Source organism: Rhizobium leguminosarum bv. trifolii WSM2297, from assembly GCF_000271845.1.
The window spans coordinates 1,732,032-1,748,781 of record NZ_JH719393.1 but is presented as its reverse complement, the minus strand read 5'-3'; the positions used below and the strand labels follow the sequence as shown (position 1 = coordinate 1,748,781).

Here is a 16,750-nt window from a genome sequence, read left to right as displayed (position 1 = left end):
CACCGCACTTGCTATATCGAACCATACGATATGGGCCGGCCTGCATTCGTTCAATCAGGAGAAACGCAATGCAGCCCGGTCGTACAGGCCTTGCCGTCGGAATGATGGTGGCCGCAGCCTTTTTGAACAGTCTTGACGCAATCATCGTGCGTTTGCTGGCCGGCGAGGTGCATCCGTTGATGATTGGCTTTTTCCGGTCGTTTTTCGGACTTCTTGCCGTCTCGCCGTGGATCGTGTCTCGCGTTGGTCTGAGAGCCTCTCCCTACCGGGTCCTGCATGGCGTGCGTGCTGGTCTGAAGCTCGCCTCACTGGTTGCTTTGTTCGTCGCCTTTGCGCATGCGCCACTCGCCGATGCAACGGCGATCAATTTCACCATGCCGATGTTCCTGGTTCTCGGTGCGTGGCTCGTGCTCAAGGAACGTGTCGGCGCCGCCAGCGTCGCCGGCATTGCCGCAGGCTTTATCGGCGTCATGATCATCATTCGCCCCGGACCGTCCGGTTTCGATCAATGGCTGCTTTTTGCGCTGGTGGGAGCGGTCTTGACCGCGGCCAGCCAGTTGATGCTGCGGCGGATGGCATTGAGGGACAGCGCGGACCGGCTGGTTGCATGGAATCTGATCGCCACGGTGCCGCTTGTCCTAATCGTCATGCTGCCGGTCTGGTCACTGCCGACGTGTAGCCAACTCGGGCTGCTCGCCATGCAGGGGGCACTCGGCGCATTTAATATGACGCTGATCACACGCGCCTTCGGTATGGCGGCTGCAAGCGTTCTGGCGCCGCTCGACTTTCTCAGGCTGCCGGTCGTGGCGCTGATGGCCTTCTTGTTTTTCTCGGAAGTTCCTGCCCCCCAGACGTGGATCGGCGCGGCGGTCATCATTGGCGCGACGATCATCGGCACCGGCGGTATGGCGTGGAGACGAAAGCCGCCGGTTGATAAGAAAGGGGGTTCACAAAAATTCTAGATGAACTAATATTTCAGTTGCTGCTGTCGACGGCGGCGCCTGGCGGGCGACAAGCGATGACCAGGCTTTCGGTTCCTATGGGTTTCACTCGGGAGGAGTGGCATGAAGAGTTTCATCGGCAAACGCGCGATCGCCAGCGGCGTATCGCTCGTGGTGCTTATCGTCATCGTCTTCTTCCTGTCCCGGCTGACCGGCGATCCGACCGACCTCTACCTTCCTATTGATGCAACCACGGACATGCGCCAGCAATTCCGTGAAATGAACGGGTTTAACGACCCGTTGATCATTCAGTTCGGCCGTTATGTCTCAGATCTCGCGCAGGGAAATTTCGGCCAGTCGCTGCGGCAGGCCCGTCCTGCCATGGATGTCGTCCTCGAGGCTTTCGTCTGGACCTTCTGGCTGGCTGTCATCACCATGGCGCTGGTCACCGTCGCTGCGATCGTCATTGGCTCGCTCGCAGCGTTTCGCGTCGGCGGCGTTTTCGACCGTCTCGCCACCTTCTTCTCGCTGATCGGCGCCGCGGCGCCTGATTTCTGGCTTGCCATCGTGGCGATCGTCATTTTCGCCGTCAAACTGCATGTCCTGCCGACATCGGGAACGGGAACTGTCTGGCATTGGGTGCTGCCGGTCAGCGTGCTGTTCATCCGGCCCTTCGGCCTGATCCTGCAGGTGGTGCGCGGTTCGATGATCAGCGTCCTGTCTTCCGCCTACGTGAAGACGGCTCGCGCCAAGGGTGTCCGTTCGAACTCGATTATCTTCGTTCACGGGCTGCGCAACGCCATGCTGCCGGTGATCACCGTCATCGGCGACCAGGCGGCCGCCATCCTGAACGGTGCCGTTGTCGTCGAGACGGTGTTTGGTTTTCCGGGAATCGGCAAGCTGATGATCGATTCCATCCTGCTTCGCGATTTCGCCGTCGTGCTGGCCGTCATCATGGTCTCGGCACTGGCGATCTTCATCATGAACCTGCTGATCGACATCGCCTATGCGCTGCTCGATCCGCGTATCCGGTATTGAGCGATGACGATGACCGACACGCAGATCCTCATCGAGAAAAAACCGACAGGCCCGATCGGCCGCTGGCTGAGCATGCTGTGGGCGGACAAGCTCGCCTTCTTCGCCGCGCTGTTCCTCCTGATCGTTCTTCTCTGCGCGCTGTTTGGGCCGTTTCTGCTGGAGAGCATCGCCACCAAGCAGAACCTGCGGGGCCGAAACGCGCCGCCGTTCGATATCACCCGCGGATTGCTTTACGTCCTTGGAGCCGATGCGCTGGGCAGGCCGCTTCTTGCCCGCGTCGTCGTGGCGGCGCAAAACACCATCCTGGTTGCCGCGGCGGCGGTGCTTGCATCATCTGTCGTCGGCACGGGGCTCGGACTGGTGGCGGGTTACAGCCGTTCTTCCGCCGCTCAATGGATCATGCGGCTCGGCGACGTCATCATGTCCTTCCCGTCGCTGCTTCTGGCGGTGATCGTGCTCTATATGCTCGAACCCTCGGTCACCAATATCGTCCTCGTCCTGGCGATCACCCGCATTCCCATCTATCTGCGCACCACCCGTGCCGAGGTGCTTGAGGTGCGCGAGCGGATGTTCGTGCAGGCGGCGAAGGTCATGGGAGCATCCTATTGGCGTATCGTCTTCCATCACATCCTGCCGGTGATCTTTCCGACGCTGGTGACCATCGCGACGCTTGATTTCGCCTTCGTCATGCTGGCCGAATCCTCGCTGTCCTTCCTTGGGATCGGCATTCAGGCGCCTGAGATCACCTGGGGTCTCATGGTTGCCCAGGGGCGGCCCTATCTCACCAATGCCTGGTGGCTGTCCTTCTGGCCGGGCCTCGCGATCATCCTGACGACGCTGTCGCTCAACCTTCTGTCGAACTGGCTGCGCATCGCGCTCGATCCGACGCAACGCTGGCGCCTTGAAATGAGGGGCAGGAAAAATGGCTGAACATCTTCTGGAAGTGCGCGACCTCTCGGTCGAGTTCCACACGGTCAGCGGCACCGTCAAGGCTGTGCAAGACGTCAGCTGGCATCTCGATCGCGGCGAGACGCTGGCGATCCTCGGGGAAAGCGGTTCGGGCAAGTCGGTATCCGCCTCGGCGATCATGAACCTGATCGACATGCCACCCGGCAAGATCACCAGCGGCACCATTCTGCTCAATGGGCGCGACATGCTGGAAATGACGCCCGAGGAGCGGCGTTCGATCAACGGCGCCAGGATCGCCATGATCTTTCAGGACCCGCTGGCCCATCTGAACCCGGTCTACACGGTCGGCTGGCAAATCACCGAGATGATGACCACGCATGGTCAGTCCGCAGAGCAGGCCCGTGCCAGGGCGCTTGAACTCCTGCAGCGGGTCGGCATCATCGATCCGCAGGCGGCAATGCGGAAATATCCGTTCCAGTTCTCCGGCGGGCAGCGGCAACGCCTGATGATCGCCATGGCGATCGCCTGTAAGCCCGATATCCTGATTGCAGATGAACCCACCACTGCGCTCGATGTTACGGTGCAGGCGCAGGTGCTCGAACTGCTGCAGGAATTGCAGCAGGAAACCGGAATGGGCCTGCTGCTGATTACCCACGATCTCGGCGTCGTGGCCGAGATCGCCGACCGGGTCGTGGTGATGAATGCCGGCTGTATCGTCGAAACGGGCAATGCGGGCGAAATCTATCGCAACCCGCAGAACCCCTATACCAAGAAGCTGATTGCAGCCGCGCCCGGCAAGGGCGCGATGGCACAGGAGCGTGACCGGCAGGGAGAACCGCTGCTGCGCGCCATCGGCTTGAAGAAGAGTTTCGGCGCATTCCAGGCGCTGAAAGGCGTCGACGTCGTCATCATGCCCGGCGAAACCGTTGCTGTCGTCGGTGAGAGCGGTTCCGGCAAGTCGACGCTTGCCCGGGCGATCGTTCGCCTCGACGATCCGCAGGAGGGCCAGGTCCTCTACCGCGGCAACGATCTGCTGGCGATGTCGCCGAGGGAAATATTCGGGCTGCGTCGCGATTTGCAGATGGTCTTTCAGGACCCGACGCAGTCGCTGAATCCGCGGATGAGCGTGTTCCGGCTGATCTCCGAGGCCTGGGTCATTCACCCCGATATCCTGCCGAAAGCGAGATGGAAGGAGAGGGTGGCCGAGTTGCTGGTCAAGGTTGGCCTGAAGCCTGAGATGGCCGACCGGTATCCGCATCAATTTTCCGGCGGCCAGCGCCAGCGCATCGCGATTGCTCGCGCGCTGGCGATGGAGCCGAAACTGATCATCTGCGACGAGGCGGTTTCGGCGCTCGACGTGTCGATCCAGGCGCAGGTGATTGCCTTGCTCGAAGGCCTGCGCCGCGAGTTCGGCCTGTCCTATCTCTTCATTGCACACGACCTTCCGGTGGTTCGCGATTTCGCCGATCGTGTCATCGTCATGAAGGCCGGCGAGATTGTCGAGGAGGGGCCGGTGGCCCAGATCTTCAACGCGCCGTCGCACCCCTACACCCAGGCGCTGCTTGCCGCCAGCCTCGATCCCGATCCCGAGATTCAGGCCACGCGCCGCGCCGCCCGTCTCCAACAGGAAGGACTTGTTCCCGCATGAAGCCCGATGTCATCGTCGCCTATCCGCTCCGGCCCCGTCAGATGGCAATGTTGGAGGACATCTATACGCTGCACCGGCTGGATCTTGCACAAGGAGAGCAACGGGATGCTCTGCTTGAGAAAGCCGGCCCGATCTGCACGGCGCTGGTCTGCAACGGCCATGTGACGATCGACGAGGTGCTGCTTGCGAAATTGCCGGCACTGAAGCTGGCCGCCTGTTCCTCGGCGGGTTACGACCAGATGGATGTCGAGGCGATGACGCGGCGCGGCATCAAGCTCACCAACACCTCCGAAGTGCTTTGCGACGACGTTGCCGACACGGCGCTGCTTTTGATGCTGGCGGCGCGCCGGCGCCTGCCGGAAGGCGATCGTTATGTGCGTTCCGGCGACTGGGGGAAGAAAGGCATGATGCCGCTGACGACGTCGACCTCGGGCAAAAGGGCCGGCATCGTTGGCCTCGGCCGCATAGGCATGGCGATTGCCAGGCGCTGCGAGGCTGTCGGGTTGACGGTCGGCTATTATGGGCGGACGAAAAAAGCCGATAACGAGTTTGCCTATTTCGCCGACCCGGTAAAACTGGCCGACTGGGCCGATATCCTGATCGTGGCGACGCCGGGCGGGCCCTCGACCGAAGGCTTGATTTCGGCTGAGGTGCTGAATGCGCTCGGACCGGCGGGCAGTTTCATCAACATTGCCCGCGGCACCGTGGTCGATGAGCCGGCCCTGATCGCGGCCTTGCAGGAAGAGCGGATCGCTTCGGCCGGCATCGATGTCTACCTGAACGAACCCAATCCCGATCCGCGCTTGGCAGCACTCGACAACGTCGTGCTCTATCCCCATCACGCCAGCGGTACCGAGGAAACGCGCGACAGGATGGCGCAATTGACCGTCGACAACCTTGCCGCCTTCTTCGCAGGCAGGCCGTTGCTGACGCCGGTCAATTGATTCAGGCGCAAATCCCCGGCGCGGACGGTTCAGACGAAGTAATCGGGAAACTCCTTACGGAGCTCTTCGACTTTTGCGACGGTCTGGCTGAGATGCTCACGGATCGCATCGACGGCACCCTGTTCGTCACGGGCGGCAATGGCGTCGATGATGGCGTGGTGACCATCGAGGATGCTCATGATCTTGCCCTTTTCGGGCAGATGCAGACGACGAATGCGCTCGAGATGGCCGGATCGCTCGCGAACCAGCTGATGCAGGCTGCTGCGTTTGGCGCCGGCGAACAATGTCTGGTGAAAGAGCTCGTCGAGCTCCTGGAAGATGGCAATCTGATCGACATCGTCGGCGACTGCCGACTGCATTTTGATGATCGAGCGGGCGCGGGTGATGACGCTCGGGTCCGGGTCCGGATCGGTCGCGAGGCGGCGGCAGACTTCCGATTCCAGTGCGACGCGAAGGAAATGCGCCTCGTAAATTTGCAGGACGTCGATCCTGGTGACCACAGTGCGGGACTGCGGATAAATGCGAACCAGACCTTCCTGTTTGAGGAGCTGCAACGCGTCACGAATGGGAGTCTGGCTGACTTCATAAGTCTCGGTCAGCTCGGTGCGCGACAGCGTGGTGTCCGGCGGCAGCTGAATGGTGATGATGCGTTTTCTGAGATCATCATAGACCCGCTGGACCGTGCTGCCGGCCGCGACCGGAAAGCCGGGTGCAGTCAGGCCGAATGTGGAAGCGAACTGGGAATTCATGTGAGGCAATCCTTTCACTCCATTCATAGCTTTGCACGACCTAATGCACAAGAATGCAAAGTTGCCGTTGATATATATGGGAAACTAAAATATCAGTTGAGGGAGTGTACGGAGATGAGCGCTCAAAAAGATGGGAGAAAGCCGTGACTGCTAGGAAAACTTACGAGCAATTGCGGTCGGCCCGATGGATGCTGCCGGATGACCAGCGCTCGTTCGGTCACCGGTCGCGGACCATGCAGATGGGTTATGCGCCGGAGGATTGGCGGGGAAAGCCGATCATTGCCGTCATCAATACCTGGTCCGATGCCCAGCCCTGCCACATGCATTTCCGCGAGCGTGCCGAATGGGTGAAGCGCGGAATTCTTCAGTCGGGCGGGTTCCCCATGGAGCTGCCCGCGCTTTCTCTTTCCGAAAACTTCGTCAAGCCGACCACCATGCTCTATCGCAATATGCTGGCGATGGAGACCGAGGAGCTGTTGCGGAGCCATCCTGTCGACGGCGCCGTGCTGATGGGTGGCTGCGACAAGACGACACCGGGTCTCGTTATGGGCGCCGTCAGCATGGGGATTCCCTTCGTTTATCTTCCGGCCGGCCCGATGCTTCGCGGCAATTATGCCGGCAAGACCCTGGGCTCCGGGACCGATGGTTTCAAATATTGGGACGAGCGGCGTGCCGGCACGATCACCAAGGAGGAGTGGCAGGGCATCGAAGGCGGAATTGCCCGCAGCTATGGCCATTGCATGACCATGGGCACGGCCTCGACGATGACAGCGATCGCCGAGGCCATGGGATTGACGCTGCCGGGCGCGTCCTCGATTCCGGCAGCCGACGCCAACCACCAGCGCATGTCGGCAGCCTGTGGCCGCCGGATCGTCGATATGGTGTGGGAGGACCTGACGCCGGACCGGATCATCACGGAGGCCGCGGTCCAAAATGCCGTCACCGTCGCCATGGCGACTGGCTGTTCCACCAACGCGATCATTCACCTGATCGCCATGGCGCGGCGCGCCGGCGTGCCGCTGGAGCTCGATGACCTCGATCGCATTGGTCGCACGACACCGGTGCTGGCCAACATCCGGCCGTCTGGTTCGACCTACCTGATGGAGGATTTCTTTTATGCCGGTGGCTTGCGGGCGCTGATGAAGCAGCTCGGCAACAAGCTCGATCCAACCGCGATTACCGTCACGGGAAAACCTCTGATAGACGGCCTCGACCAGGTGAAGATCTACAATGACGACGTCATCCGGCCACTGTCGAACCCGGTCTATCACGAAGGCTCGCTGGCCGTGCTGAAGGGAAACCTGTGTCCCGATGGCGCGGTCATCAAGCCGGCGGCTTGCGACCCGAAATTCCATCGCCATCGCGGTCCGGCGCTGGTTGCCGACAGCTATGCCGAGATGAAGAAGATTATCGACGATCCGGATTATCCGCTGACGCCGGACACCGTGCTGGTGCTCCGCAATGCCGGCCCCCAGGGCGGGCCCGGCATGCCGGAATGGGGCATGATCCCGATGCCGAAGGCGCTGCTGAAGCTCGGCCTGCGCGACATGGTGCGCATCTCGGATGCCCGCATGTCCGGAACCAGCTTCGGCGCCTGCGTACTGCATGTCGCACCGGAATCCTATATCGGCGGGCCGCTGGCATTGCTGAGAACGGGGGACATGGTCGAGCTTGATATTCCCTCACGCAGCCTCAATATGCTGGTTTCCGAAGAGGAGATCGCGGCGCGGCGGACCGCCTGGGTGGCGCCGACGCGGCATTATGAGCGCGGTTATGGCTTCATGTTCTCCAGCCATATCGAGCAGGCCGACAAAGGCTGCGACTTCGACTTCCTGACGACGGAATTCGGTGGCAAGACGCCTGAGCCGGCTATCAACTGAGGGAACCACGATGTTTGATCCCAATAGACGCACGATCCCCGCACAACCACCCAAGGCTGGCTTGGCTACCGGCCCGGCCAAGCTGGACGCCATCCGATCGGTCACGCTGTCGCTCGCCTATCTGCCGCTGGCGCGGCCGATCAGCGACGCCAAGGTTTTGACGGGCCGGCAGAAGCCGCTGACGGAAGTGGCGTTTCTGTTTTGCGAGATCGTCTCCGAAGCTGGCCATAGTGGCCTCGGCTTCAGTTACTCGAAGCGGGCAGGCGGGCCTGCCCTTTATGCACATGCCTGCGAGATTGCCGACAACCTGATCGGCGAAGATCCCAACGATACAGCACGGATATGGGACAAGCTCTGCTGGGCAGGGGCCTCGGTCGGCCGCTCCGGCATTGCGACGCAGGCAATTGCCGCCATCGACATCTGCCTCTGGGACCTGAAGGCGAAACGGGCCGGCCTGCCGCTTGCGAAACTGCTGGGCGCCCATCGCGATAGCGTCGCCTGCTACAACACTTCAGGCGGTTTCCTGTCGTCGAGCGTTGAGGAAATCCGTGATGCCATCGATCACTCGATCGCCTCCGGTATCGGCGGCATCAAGATCAAGGTCGGGCAGCCGGATCCGATGATCGACCTTCGCCGGCTGGATGCGGTGACCAGCCATATCGATGGCCGTGTACCGCTTATGGTCGATGCGAACCAGCAATGGGACCGCACGACGGCGTTGCGCTTCGGCCGGCTGGTCGAGCCGCTCAATCTTGAATGGATCGAAGAACCGCTCGATGCCTATGACGCCGAGGGCCATGCCGCGCTGGCGCGCGAACTCGCCACGCCGATCGCCACCGGCGAGATGCTGGCAAGCGCCGACGAGCACATGGCCCTGATCCGCGCCGATGCGGTCGACTTCATTCAGCCGGATGCGCCCCGGGTCGGCGGCATCACGCCCTTTCTGCGCATCTGCACGCAGGCCGAGGCCAAACGTATGCGCCTGGCGCCGCATTTCGCCATGGAAATCCATCTGCACCTGGCGGCCGCCTATGCGCACGAGCCCTGGGTGGAGCATTTCGATTGGCTGGCGCCGCTGTTCAACGAGCAGCTCGACATCAAGGACGGCCGGATGATCGTGCCCGCACGTCCGGGGCTCGGCTGCAGCCTGACGGGCAAAGCCCGTGACTGGACAGTGGAAAAGCACAGCTTCGGCCTTTGAATTTGAACGAGGAGAAGGAAATATGAATCCCGCAACCCGTGAAAAGCTGACGGGTGTCTCCGTCGCGACGCTCTGCTCAGCGCTGTTCAAGCGCGGCCTGAGAAACCAGACGATCCAGGATGTTCGACCGGTGCAGCCGAAAGGCCGCAATATGGTCGGGCCGGCCTTCACCCTGCGTTACATGCCGGCGCGCGAGGACCGCAACGCCATGAACGTCTTTCGCAACCCCAAACATCCGCAACGGCTGGCCATCGAGACCTGCCCCGAAGGCCATGTACTGGTGATGGACAGCCGCAAGGATCCGCGCGCAGCCTCCGCCGGCGACATCCTGATTACCCGACTGATGATGCGGGGCGGGGCCGGCGTCGTCACCGACGGCGGCTTCCGCGACGCCATGACCATCGGCGGCCTCGAGATGCCCGCCTATCACCATCGTCCCTCCAGCCCGACGAATCTCACGTTGCATGAGGCGATCGACATCAACGTACCGATTGGTTGCGGGGATGTGGCGGTCTTCCCGGGCGATATCATGGTCGGCGACGACGACAGCGTGATCGTCATCCCGGCTGAGATCGCCGACGAGATCGCCGATGAAGCCGTCGAAATGACCGCATACGAGGACTTCGTCACCGAACGGGTAAAGCAGGGACATACGATCATTGGCCTCTACCCGGCCACCGATGAAAGCAATTTGACGCTCTTTGCCGCGTGGCGGAAGGTGAATGGCCGCTAAAGCGGCGCATCTTGCGCGATCACCGTACAAGGACGGAGCGAGGCTCCGTCAAGGAGGATAACAATGAGCTGGACCCCTTCAGGCAGGCATTTCATCGCCGGCGAGTGGATTGCCGGAACGACGACATTTCGGTCCGAGCCTGCGCACGGGCAGGCACACGACTTCGCCGTTGGTACAACGGAACTGGTCGACCGCGCCTGCCGCGCCGCCGAAGCGGCATTCGCTGCCTATTCAGCAAAGACACGTGAGGAGCGCGCCATCTTCCTCGAGACAATCGCCGAGGAGATCGACAGACGCGGCGAGGCCGTCACCCTGATCGGAACTGAGGAAACCGGGCTTCCGGAAGGTCGGCTCAACGGCGAGCGTGCCCGCACCACCGGCCAGCTCAAGCTTTTTGCCGAGCATATCCGCAAGGGCGAACATCTCGACGCGCGTATCGATGCAGCACTTGCCGACCGGCAACCGGCGCCGCGGCCCGAGATCCGTCTGGTGCAGCGTCCGATCGGCCCGATCGCCGTCTTCGGCGCCTCGAATTTTCCGCTGGCATTCTCGACGGCCGGCGGTGATACGGCAGCCGCGCTTGCCGCCGGCTGCCCTGTGGTGGTGAAGGGACATTCAGCCCATCCCGGCACAGGTGAGATCATTGCCGAGGCGATCGCCGCTGCGATCGAACGCACCGGCATGCCGGCCGGCGTCTTCAGCCTGATCCAGGGAGGGCGCCGTGATGTCGGAACGGCTCTGGTGACGCATCCCGCCATCAAGGCCGTCGGCTTTACCGGATCGCTTGCCGGCGGCCGTGCGCTCTTCGACCTCTGTGCCCAGCGCCCTGAGCCCATTCCCTTTTTCGGTGAACTCGGCAGCGTCAATCCGATGTTCCTGCTGCCGGCTGCCACTGCTGCCCGGGCGGAGGCAATCGGTTCGGGCTGGGCCGGCTCACTCACGCTTGGCGCCGGCCAGTTCTGCACCAAACCCGGTATTGCCGTCGTCCTCGACGGGCCGGAGGCCGACAGGTTCATCGGTGCCGCCAAGTCGGCGCTCGAAAAGGTGGCGCCGCAGACGATGCTGACCAACGGCATCGCCACCGCCTATCACGAAGGTGTCGACCGCATGCGGGCAAGCAATGCCGTCGCGCCGGTTCTTGCGACAGAGAGTACGGGCCGGGATGCAGTTCCGAACCTGTTCGAGACCAATGGCTCGGCCTGGCTTGCCGATCACTCGCTCAGCGAAGAGGTGTTCGGTTCTCTCGGCCTGGTGGTGCGCGTCAACTCGCCGGGAGAGATGGTCAGCCTTGCCGAGAGCTTCCAGGGTCAGCTGACCGCGACGATCCATATGGACGACGCAGATCTTGGCCTTGCCCGCGACCTGCTGCCGATCCTTGAAAGGAAGGCGGGCAGATTGCTGGTCAATGGCTTCCCAACCGGCGTCGAGGTTGTCGATTCCATGGTGCATGGCGGACCTTACCCGGCTTCGACCAATTTCGGTGCGACCAGCGTCGGGACCATGTCGATCCGTAGGTTTCTGCGCCCCGTCGCCTACCAGAATTTCCCCGCCGGCCTGTTGCCCCAAGATCTGCGCAACTGAGGCCGTGCCCAATGGATCGCCGCGGCGAAACTTCGCCAGATCATTCGCCGGCTGCGAGGTAGGACCAAGGCGTGAGCCGCGGACCGACCTTACCCGTGACAAGGTCGAAATGATCTGCGGCCTCGCTTCGGCAGCCTAAAAATTGAGCGTTCAGACAGTCTTAAGGCCCGCGCTTGGGGCGCCGCGCTTGATCGCACTTCTCAACTAGTATATTAGTGCGCTTATGCATTAGATTGGCCCTCGCAGGAGGAGGCGAGGGCCGGACCACCGAAAGAGAAGACGAATTGCTGGAAGGAGCGCCGAGGGCGCATGGGAGGAGAACGAAATGAAACTTCATTTGGTAGCAGCCTGCTTTTCAACCGCGGTGATCGGGTTGAGCATAGGCTCGGCTCACGCTGAAGATGCGAAGAGCAACGTCACTGTTGTGCTTGCCGAAACCGTCGATGTCGTCGAGCCCTGCATGGCAGCGCGCCAGGACGTCGGCCGGGTCATTTCTGAAAACGTCAACGAGATGTTGGTGGAATTCGACTACGTCAAGGGTGGCCTCAAACCCCGTCTGGCGACGGAATGGTCTAAGATCGACAACGACACCTGGGAGTTCAAGCTGCGCCCGAATGTCAAATGGCACGACGGCAAGCCGTTCACTGCCAAGGATGTCCAGTTCACGATCGAGCGCAACAAGAACAAGAAACTCAGCTGTGAGACCGGCGGCAAATATTTCGGCGGCACGGAATTCAGTTTCGAGACGCCGGATGCCAACACGATCCGCATTACCACTAAACCGGCGCAGCCAATTCTTCCGTTGCTGATGACGGTGATGGCCGTGGAGCCGGCCGAAGCGACGCCAGCAGACGAGTTCACCCGCAAGCCGATCGGCACCGGCCCCTATACGTTCGACAAATGGGAGATCGGCCAGTCGATCGTGCTGAAGCACAATCCGGACTATTGGGGGGAGAAGCCGCAGGTGGAGCAGGCGACCTACCTGTTCCGCTCAGACAGTGCTGTCGCGGCCGCCATGGTCGATGCCGGCGAAGCCGATATCGTTCCGGCCGTATCGGTACAGGATGCCACCAACAAGGAAACCGATTTCGCCTATCCAAATTCGGAGACCACATCGCTGCGCATCGATACCCGCGCAGCGCCGCTCAACGACCGGCGTGTACGCGAAGCGATGAACCTCGCCATCGATCGTCAGGCAATGCTCGGAACCCTGTTTCCCGAACAGGCAAAGATCGCCACACAGCTCGTCGTGCCGACCACGATCGGTTACAATGCCGATATCCAGGCCTGGCCCTACGATCCCGAAAAAGCAAAGGAATTGGTCAAAGCGGCGAAAGCTGACGGTGTTCCGGTCGATCAGCAGATCCGCATCATCGGCCGCAACGGGCAATATCCCAACGCCACCGAAGCCATGGAAGCGATGATGGCCATGCTTCAGGACGTCGGCTTGAACGTCAAGCTCGACATGTACGACGTTTCCGTGTGGAACGGCTATTTCGTTGCCCCTTTCGTCGCCGATTCCGGTCCGACTTTGACCCAGTCGCAACACGACAATGCGACCGGCGATCCCGTCTTCACCGCATTCGTGAAATATGCGAGCGACGGCTCTCACTCCATGGTTCGGGATCCCGCGGTCGATGCCCTGATCGCAAAGGCGACCTCGGCAACCGGCGACGAGCGCACAAAACTCTGGAAGGAGCTGTTCGCCAAGGTGAACACCGAGATCATCGCCGATATTCCGATGTTCCACATGGTCGGTTTCACCCGCGTTTCGTCGCGTCTCGACTTCAAGCCGACGATCGCAACGAATTCCGAACTGCAGCTGTCGCAGATCCGCTTCAAGTAACCTTGCGGACTTGAGCGCGGGCCTCCTGTGGCCCGCGCTTTCCACGCCCTGACGGACGGATGCCCATGCCTCTGATTGATCGCATTGCCCTCACCCAATTCGCCGAGCAGATTTTGACCCGCGCCGGGATGGAGCCCGACAAGGCCGAAACCACGGCCGCCGTCCTGGTGGAAGGCGACATGATCGGCCACGAGACGCATGGCGTCAGTCTGCTGAATTGGTATGTCGAAGCGTTGGAGGAGGGTTCGCTGGCGAAGTCGGGCAGCTACGAGGTGGTCAATGACCGCGGCGCAGCCTTTGTCTGGGACGGCAAATCCTTGCCAGGCGCATGGCTTTTGACCAAGGCGATCGAGCAAGCCTGTGAACGCGTGCGCGATCATGGCGTCGTCACTGCGGCAATCCGAAACTGCCACCATACCTGCGCTCTGTCAGCCTTCATGCGCCAGGTTACCGAGCAGGGACTGATCGTGCAGCTGTCGGTGTCGCATCCCGCGGCAAGCCGCGTCGCGCCCTATGGCGGCACCAAGCCGCTCCTGACGCCGAACCCGATGGCGGCGGGTTTCCCGACATCCACGGATCCGATCCTGATCGACGTCTCGGCTTCGATCACCACCACGACGATGACGCAAAACCTGGCGAAAGCAGGCAAGAAGTTCCCCGAGGCTTGGGCTTTCACCGCCGCAGGCGAGCCGACCGATGATCCGCGCGAGGTGACGGAACGTGGCGGGACGATGATGCCCCTTGGCGGCCAGCTGAAGGGACACAAGGGCTTTGGGCTCGGGCTGATCGTCGAATTGCTGGGACAGGGGCTTTCCGGCAAGGGGCGGGCAAACGCGTCGCATGGTGTGTTTTCGCAGAGCGCTTTTCTGCAGGTTATCGACCCCGCCTTTTTCGCCGGGCTGGATGCTTTTACGGCGCAGTCCGATTTCCTCGCCTCCGCATGCCGCAGCAATCCGCCGGCGTCCTGGAACAACGGCCCGGTCCGCATGCCGGGTGATAGCGCGGCACGAAAGCGTCGTCTGGCGTTGCAAGAAGGCGTGCCTGTCGGGGAGGTGGCTTGGGAGAAACTCCGTGAACACGCCACGATCCTGGGCTTGCCCATTCCTGGTGTCGCCGTCTGACGACATCTCTAAAGGCCGGCCTCGAGCCATGCCGATCCCACGTTTGATCCACAAGTCGAGCGTCACGACGTTCCGAGCGACTTGTTCCCACGCCTTCTGCCGATTCTGGAACAATGTCTGCCTTCCCTTGTTACATTGGCGATAAAGTCAGTGACGCGCAAAGGACGGGACAGCTGGAGGTTTCAATGAACCGGAGCATGGGATTTGGGCTGGTCTTTGCCGTTATTCTGACGGGCTGTACGACCGGCGCGGGCTATTACTCGTCGGGGGGATTGGCCCCCATTCCCGGCAGCATCACGTATAATGGTCAGCCTCGCACGAAGTTGACGAAATCGCCCGTGGGTTCGTCCTTCCCGCACAGCTTCACCGATCAATGGGGACGTCAGGTCGAGGAAATTTACATCATCCAGCCTGACCGGAGCTTGCTGATCGCCGCGCGTCACTACCGGCCGGTCTTCTCGTTCGACGACGACTAGAACAGGTTAGGGAAGGAGAATTGAACATGCCGCGACGCAAGAGCACTGAGACGATGACCCTCGACACCCAAGGCGCCAAGATTGGCGAGCCGGTGCCGAAAGCCGTCATCGATACGAACACGGCCTCTGTCGGCGTTCCCCGACAGCCTGATCACGGCCTGCAGGAAGAGTTGAACACGCTGCGACAGCAAATCGACGCCCTCCAGCAACAGATCCTCGATGGCGCTCGATCGGTAGAGGCAGGTGCCCGAAAAGCAATGCGTCAGACGGAAGCGACGGTGAAGCTCTATCCGGTCTCGACTCTCCTCATCGTTGCGGCTGCTGTGGGTGCATTCGCCTTCGCTGCACGCAGTGCCTCTCCGCCGCGCCGTCGCCATCAACCGGCGCTGCGCGAGTTGAGGGATCTTTACGAGACTATCCGCGAGCGCATCTGACAAGATTTCGGGATTGTCAGCATCCCGATTATGCCCGACACTTGCTCATCCAAGCGGGGGCAGCTGCATGCTCGACATCATCATACGACGCGCTCTTGATATAGTCGGGCGCACGGAGCGCCTGATCGAGGCCAGCAGGCGGCTGTTGGACAGTGAGGGGCTTGATGAAGTCGAGGTATACGAACTCGATTACGAGATCGAACGGCTCGGTGATGCGGTCTTCTTCGTCGGCGAAGCTATTCGGTCGCTCGCACGCACCGTCGAATGCTGGCCGCAGGCCGCCCAAGCCCATGGGATACATGGAACATTGCACTGATGGGCTGTCGTTTCCCCGGGGCATGATTCGCAATACCTGTGCCGGACAGGTTTTCGGCCGGCGATCTGCATGTCACGCCGATGTCACGCGACCATGGAAGCAATATGTGCTTGATCGGCATCGGTAGGGTGAGGCCAAGCTCAGGTCGCCGGTTCGATCGCCGGAGCTGACCGCTTGGTCGCTTGGTCGATTTTTGAGCGCATTGGAGATACTCGATGAGGGATGTGTTGCCAACTATCACACGTGTCCTGAGCCGGGGACGGCCGGGCCGATACTGCTATTGCTTTGCCGGGGCATCACGATGAGCTCGAAGCGCTCCAGGCGAAAGTCTCAGGCCCACGAATTCATCTTTCCGGTTCACACCCGCACGATCGCCCAGATCAGGTACGATAGCCTCAGCCGCGTCATGACGGTGGTCTATCACGACGGCCGCACTACGACGACCACTGGCATACAGGGCCCGGCGATGCTGAGGATCCTTGCCCAGCGTCCGCTCGAGCGCTCTCCTTTTCTGTTGCAGACGGTCATCTGAGCGGAAAGCCAATTTCGACTGCCGTGCGCGGATAAGGCATCCGCGTGTTAAATCGGCCTGGTCATGCATCCATTTCCCGCGGGCTGCGTTCATCTCCAACAGCCAGATCCACGGAGGGAATGCCGATGACCTTTCCACCGCCGAAAACCGAAGCGCCTGTGCAACGCTTCAAAGAGGCGACCGATGCCGCGCGCGACGCCTTGGAAAGATTGATTGCCGCCGCCAATGAAGCCGGATGGGCAACCGAAGAGATAACTGCGGCGCTGCTTGAAGCTGCACAGTTTCTACGCGACGCCAACAAGAAAGATCCCGATCCGGCCGATGACCCCGTTATCAGTGATGCATCTGCCAGGCAGGAGCAGATTGGTCATGGCGAGCTCTACGATTAGAGGAATTCAGGG

At 61.4% G+C, this 16,750-nt stretch carries 17 protein-coding genes; 16 read left to right on the top strand and 1 reads right to left on the bottom strand.

The genetic code is table 11. The annotated features are described in order from the left end of the window. The first annotated feature begins 68 nt into the window (after positions 1-68). The 5 genes from RLEG4DRAFT_RS62495 (at position 69) to RLEG4DRAFT_RS62475 (ending at position 5,480) form a co-directional block, all read left to right on the top strand. Positions 69-962 (top strand): DMT family transporter, encoded by an 894-nt coding sequence (locus RLEG4DRAFT_RS62495; protein WP_003575970.1) that lies wholly within the window; start codon positions 69-71, stop codon positions 960-962. Between the two features lie 102 nt (positions 963-1,064). Further along, the gene (locus RLEG4DRAFT_RS62490) at positions 1,065-1,979 is read left to right on the top strand and encodes an ABC transporter permease (RefSeq protein WP_003575971.1); all 915 of its coding nucleotides are present in this window, start codon (positions 1,065-1,067) and stop codon (positions 1,977-1,979) included. A 9-nt stretch (positions 1,980-1,988) separates the two neighbouring features. After that, complete coding sequence (locus RLEG4DRAFT_RS62485; RefSeq protein WP_003575972.1) at positions 1,989-2,909, top strand: ABC transporter permease; 921 nt, start codon at positions 1,989-1,991, stop codon at positions 2,907-2,909. Beyond that, a complete protein-coding gene (locus tag RLEG4DRAFT_RS62480) occupies positions 2,902-4,536 on the top strand; it encodes an ABC transporter ATP-binding protein (protein WP_003575973.1) in 1,635 nt (544 codons plus the stop codon). The genes RLEG4DRAFT_RS62485 and RLEG4DRAFT_RS62480 overlap by 8 nt, the downstream gene beginning before the upstream one ends. Continuing rightward, the gene (locus RLEG4DRAFT_RS62475; RefSeq protein ID WP_003575974.1) at positions 4,533-5,480 is read left to right on the top strand and encodes a 2-hydroxyacid dehydrogenase; all 948 of its coding nucleotides are present in this window, start codon (positions 4,533-4,535) and stop codon (positions 5,478-5,480) included. The genes RLEG4DRAFT_RS62480 and RLEG4DRAFT_RS62475 overlap by 4 nt, the downstream gene beginning before the upstream one ends. Before the next feature lie 29 nt (positions 5,481-5,509). On the opposite strand, the gene RLEG4DRAFT_RS62470 is transcribed toward RLEG4DRAFT_RS62475, so the two are convergent. After that, on the bottom strand, positions 5,510-6,229 hold the full coding sequence (locus RLEG4DRAFT_RS62470; protein WP_003575975.1) for a GntR family transcriptional regulator: 720 nt from the start codon (positions 6,227-6,229) through the stop codon (positions 5,510-5,512). 143 nt (positions 6,230-6,372) lie between these two features. On the opposite strand from RLEG4DRAFT_RS62470, the gene araD reads away from it, so the two are divergent. The 11 genes from araD (at position 6,373) to RLEG4DRAFT_RS62415 (ending at position 16,738) form a co-directional block, all read left to right on the top strand. Next, entirely contained in the window at positions 6,373-8,109 is a 1,737-nt protein-coding gene (gene araD, locus RLEG4DRAFT_RS62465; protein ID WP_003575976.1) for an L-arabinonate dehydratase, read from the top strand. 10 nt (positions 8,110-8,119) lie between these two features. Beyond that, positions 8,120-9,310, top strand: a complete 1,191-nt coding sequence (locus tag RLEG4DRAFT_RS62460) for an L-talarate/galactarate dehydratase (protein ID WP_003575977.1) — start codon at positions 8,120-8,122, stop codon at positions 9,308-9,310. A gap of 22 nt (positions 9,311-9,332) precedes the next feature. After that, positions 9,333-10,043, top strand: a complete 711-nt coding sequence (locus RLEG4DRAFT_RS62455) for a ribonuclease activity regulator RraA (protein ID WP_003575979.1) — start codon at positions 9,333-9,335, stop codon at positions 10,041-10,043. A gap of 63 nt (positions 10,044-10,106) precedes the next feature. After that, positions 10,107-11,624, top strand: coding sequence for an aldehyde dehydrogenase (NADP(+)) (locus RLEG4DRAFT_RS62450; RefSeq protein ID WP_003575980.1), 1,518 nt, complete (start codon positions 10,107-10,109; stop codon positions 11,622-11,624). Between the two features lie 325 nt (positions 11,625-11,949). Next, positions 11,950-13,470 (top strand): ABC transporter substrate-binding protein, encoded by a 1,521-nt coding sequence (locus RLEG4DRAFT_RS62445; protein WP_003575982.1) that lies wholly within the window; start codon positions 11,950-11,952, stop codon positions 13,468-13,470. 59 nt (positions 13,471-13,529) lie between these two features. Next, positions 13,530-14,591, top strand: coding sequence for an Ldh family oxidoreductase (locus RLEG4DRAFT_RS62440; RefSeq protein WP_171898181.1), 1,062 nt, complete (start codon positions 13,530-13,532; stop codon positions 14,589-14,591). Positions 14,592-14,776: 185 nt separating this feature from the next. Then, the gene (locus RLEG4DRAFT_RS62435) at positions 14,777-15,067 is read left to right on the top strand and encodes a hypothetical protein (protein WP_003575986.1); all 291 of its coding nucleotides are present in this window, start codon (positions 14,777-14,779) and stop codon (positions 15,065-15,067) included. A 26-nt stretch (positions 15,068-15,093) separates the two neighbouring features. Next, complete coding sequence (locus tag RLEG4DRAFT_RS62430) at positions 15,094-15,501, top strand: hypothetical protein (RefSeq protein WP_003575987.1); 408 nt, start codon at positions 15,094-15,096, stop codon at positions 15,499-15,501. Between the two features lie 67 nt (positions 15,502-15,568). After that, positions 15,569-15,817: a hypothetical protein gene (locus tag RLEG4DRAFT_RS62425; RefSeq protein ID WP_003575989.1), complete on the top strand. Its 249-nt coding sequence runs from the start codon at positions 15,569-15,571 to the stop codon at positions 15,815-15,817. Between the two features lie 301 nt (positions 15,818-16,118). Then, on the top strand, positions 16,119-16,349 hold the full coding sequence (locus RLEG4DRAFT_RS62420) for a hypothetical protein (RefSeq protein WP_037093443.1): 231 nt from the start codon (positions 16,119-16,121) through the stop codon (positions 16,347-16,349). 125 nt (positions 16,350-16,474) lie between these two features. Continuing rightward, complete coding sequence (locus RLEG4DRAFT_RS62415; RefSeq protein WP_003575993.1) at positions 16,475-16,738, top strand: hypothetical protein; 264 nt, start codon at positions 16,475-16,477, stop codon at positions 16,736-16,738. The last annotated feature ends 12 nt before the right edge of the window (positions 16,739-16,750 follow it).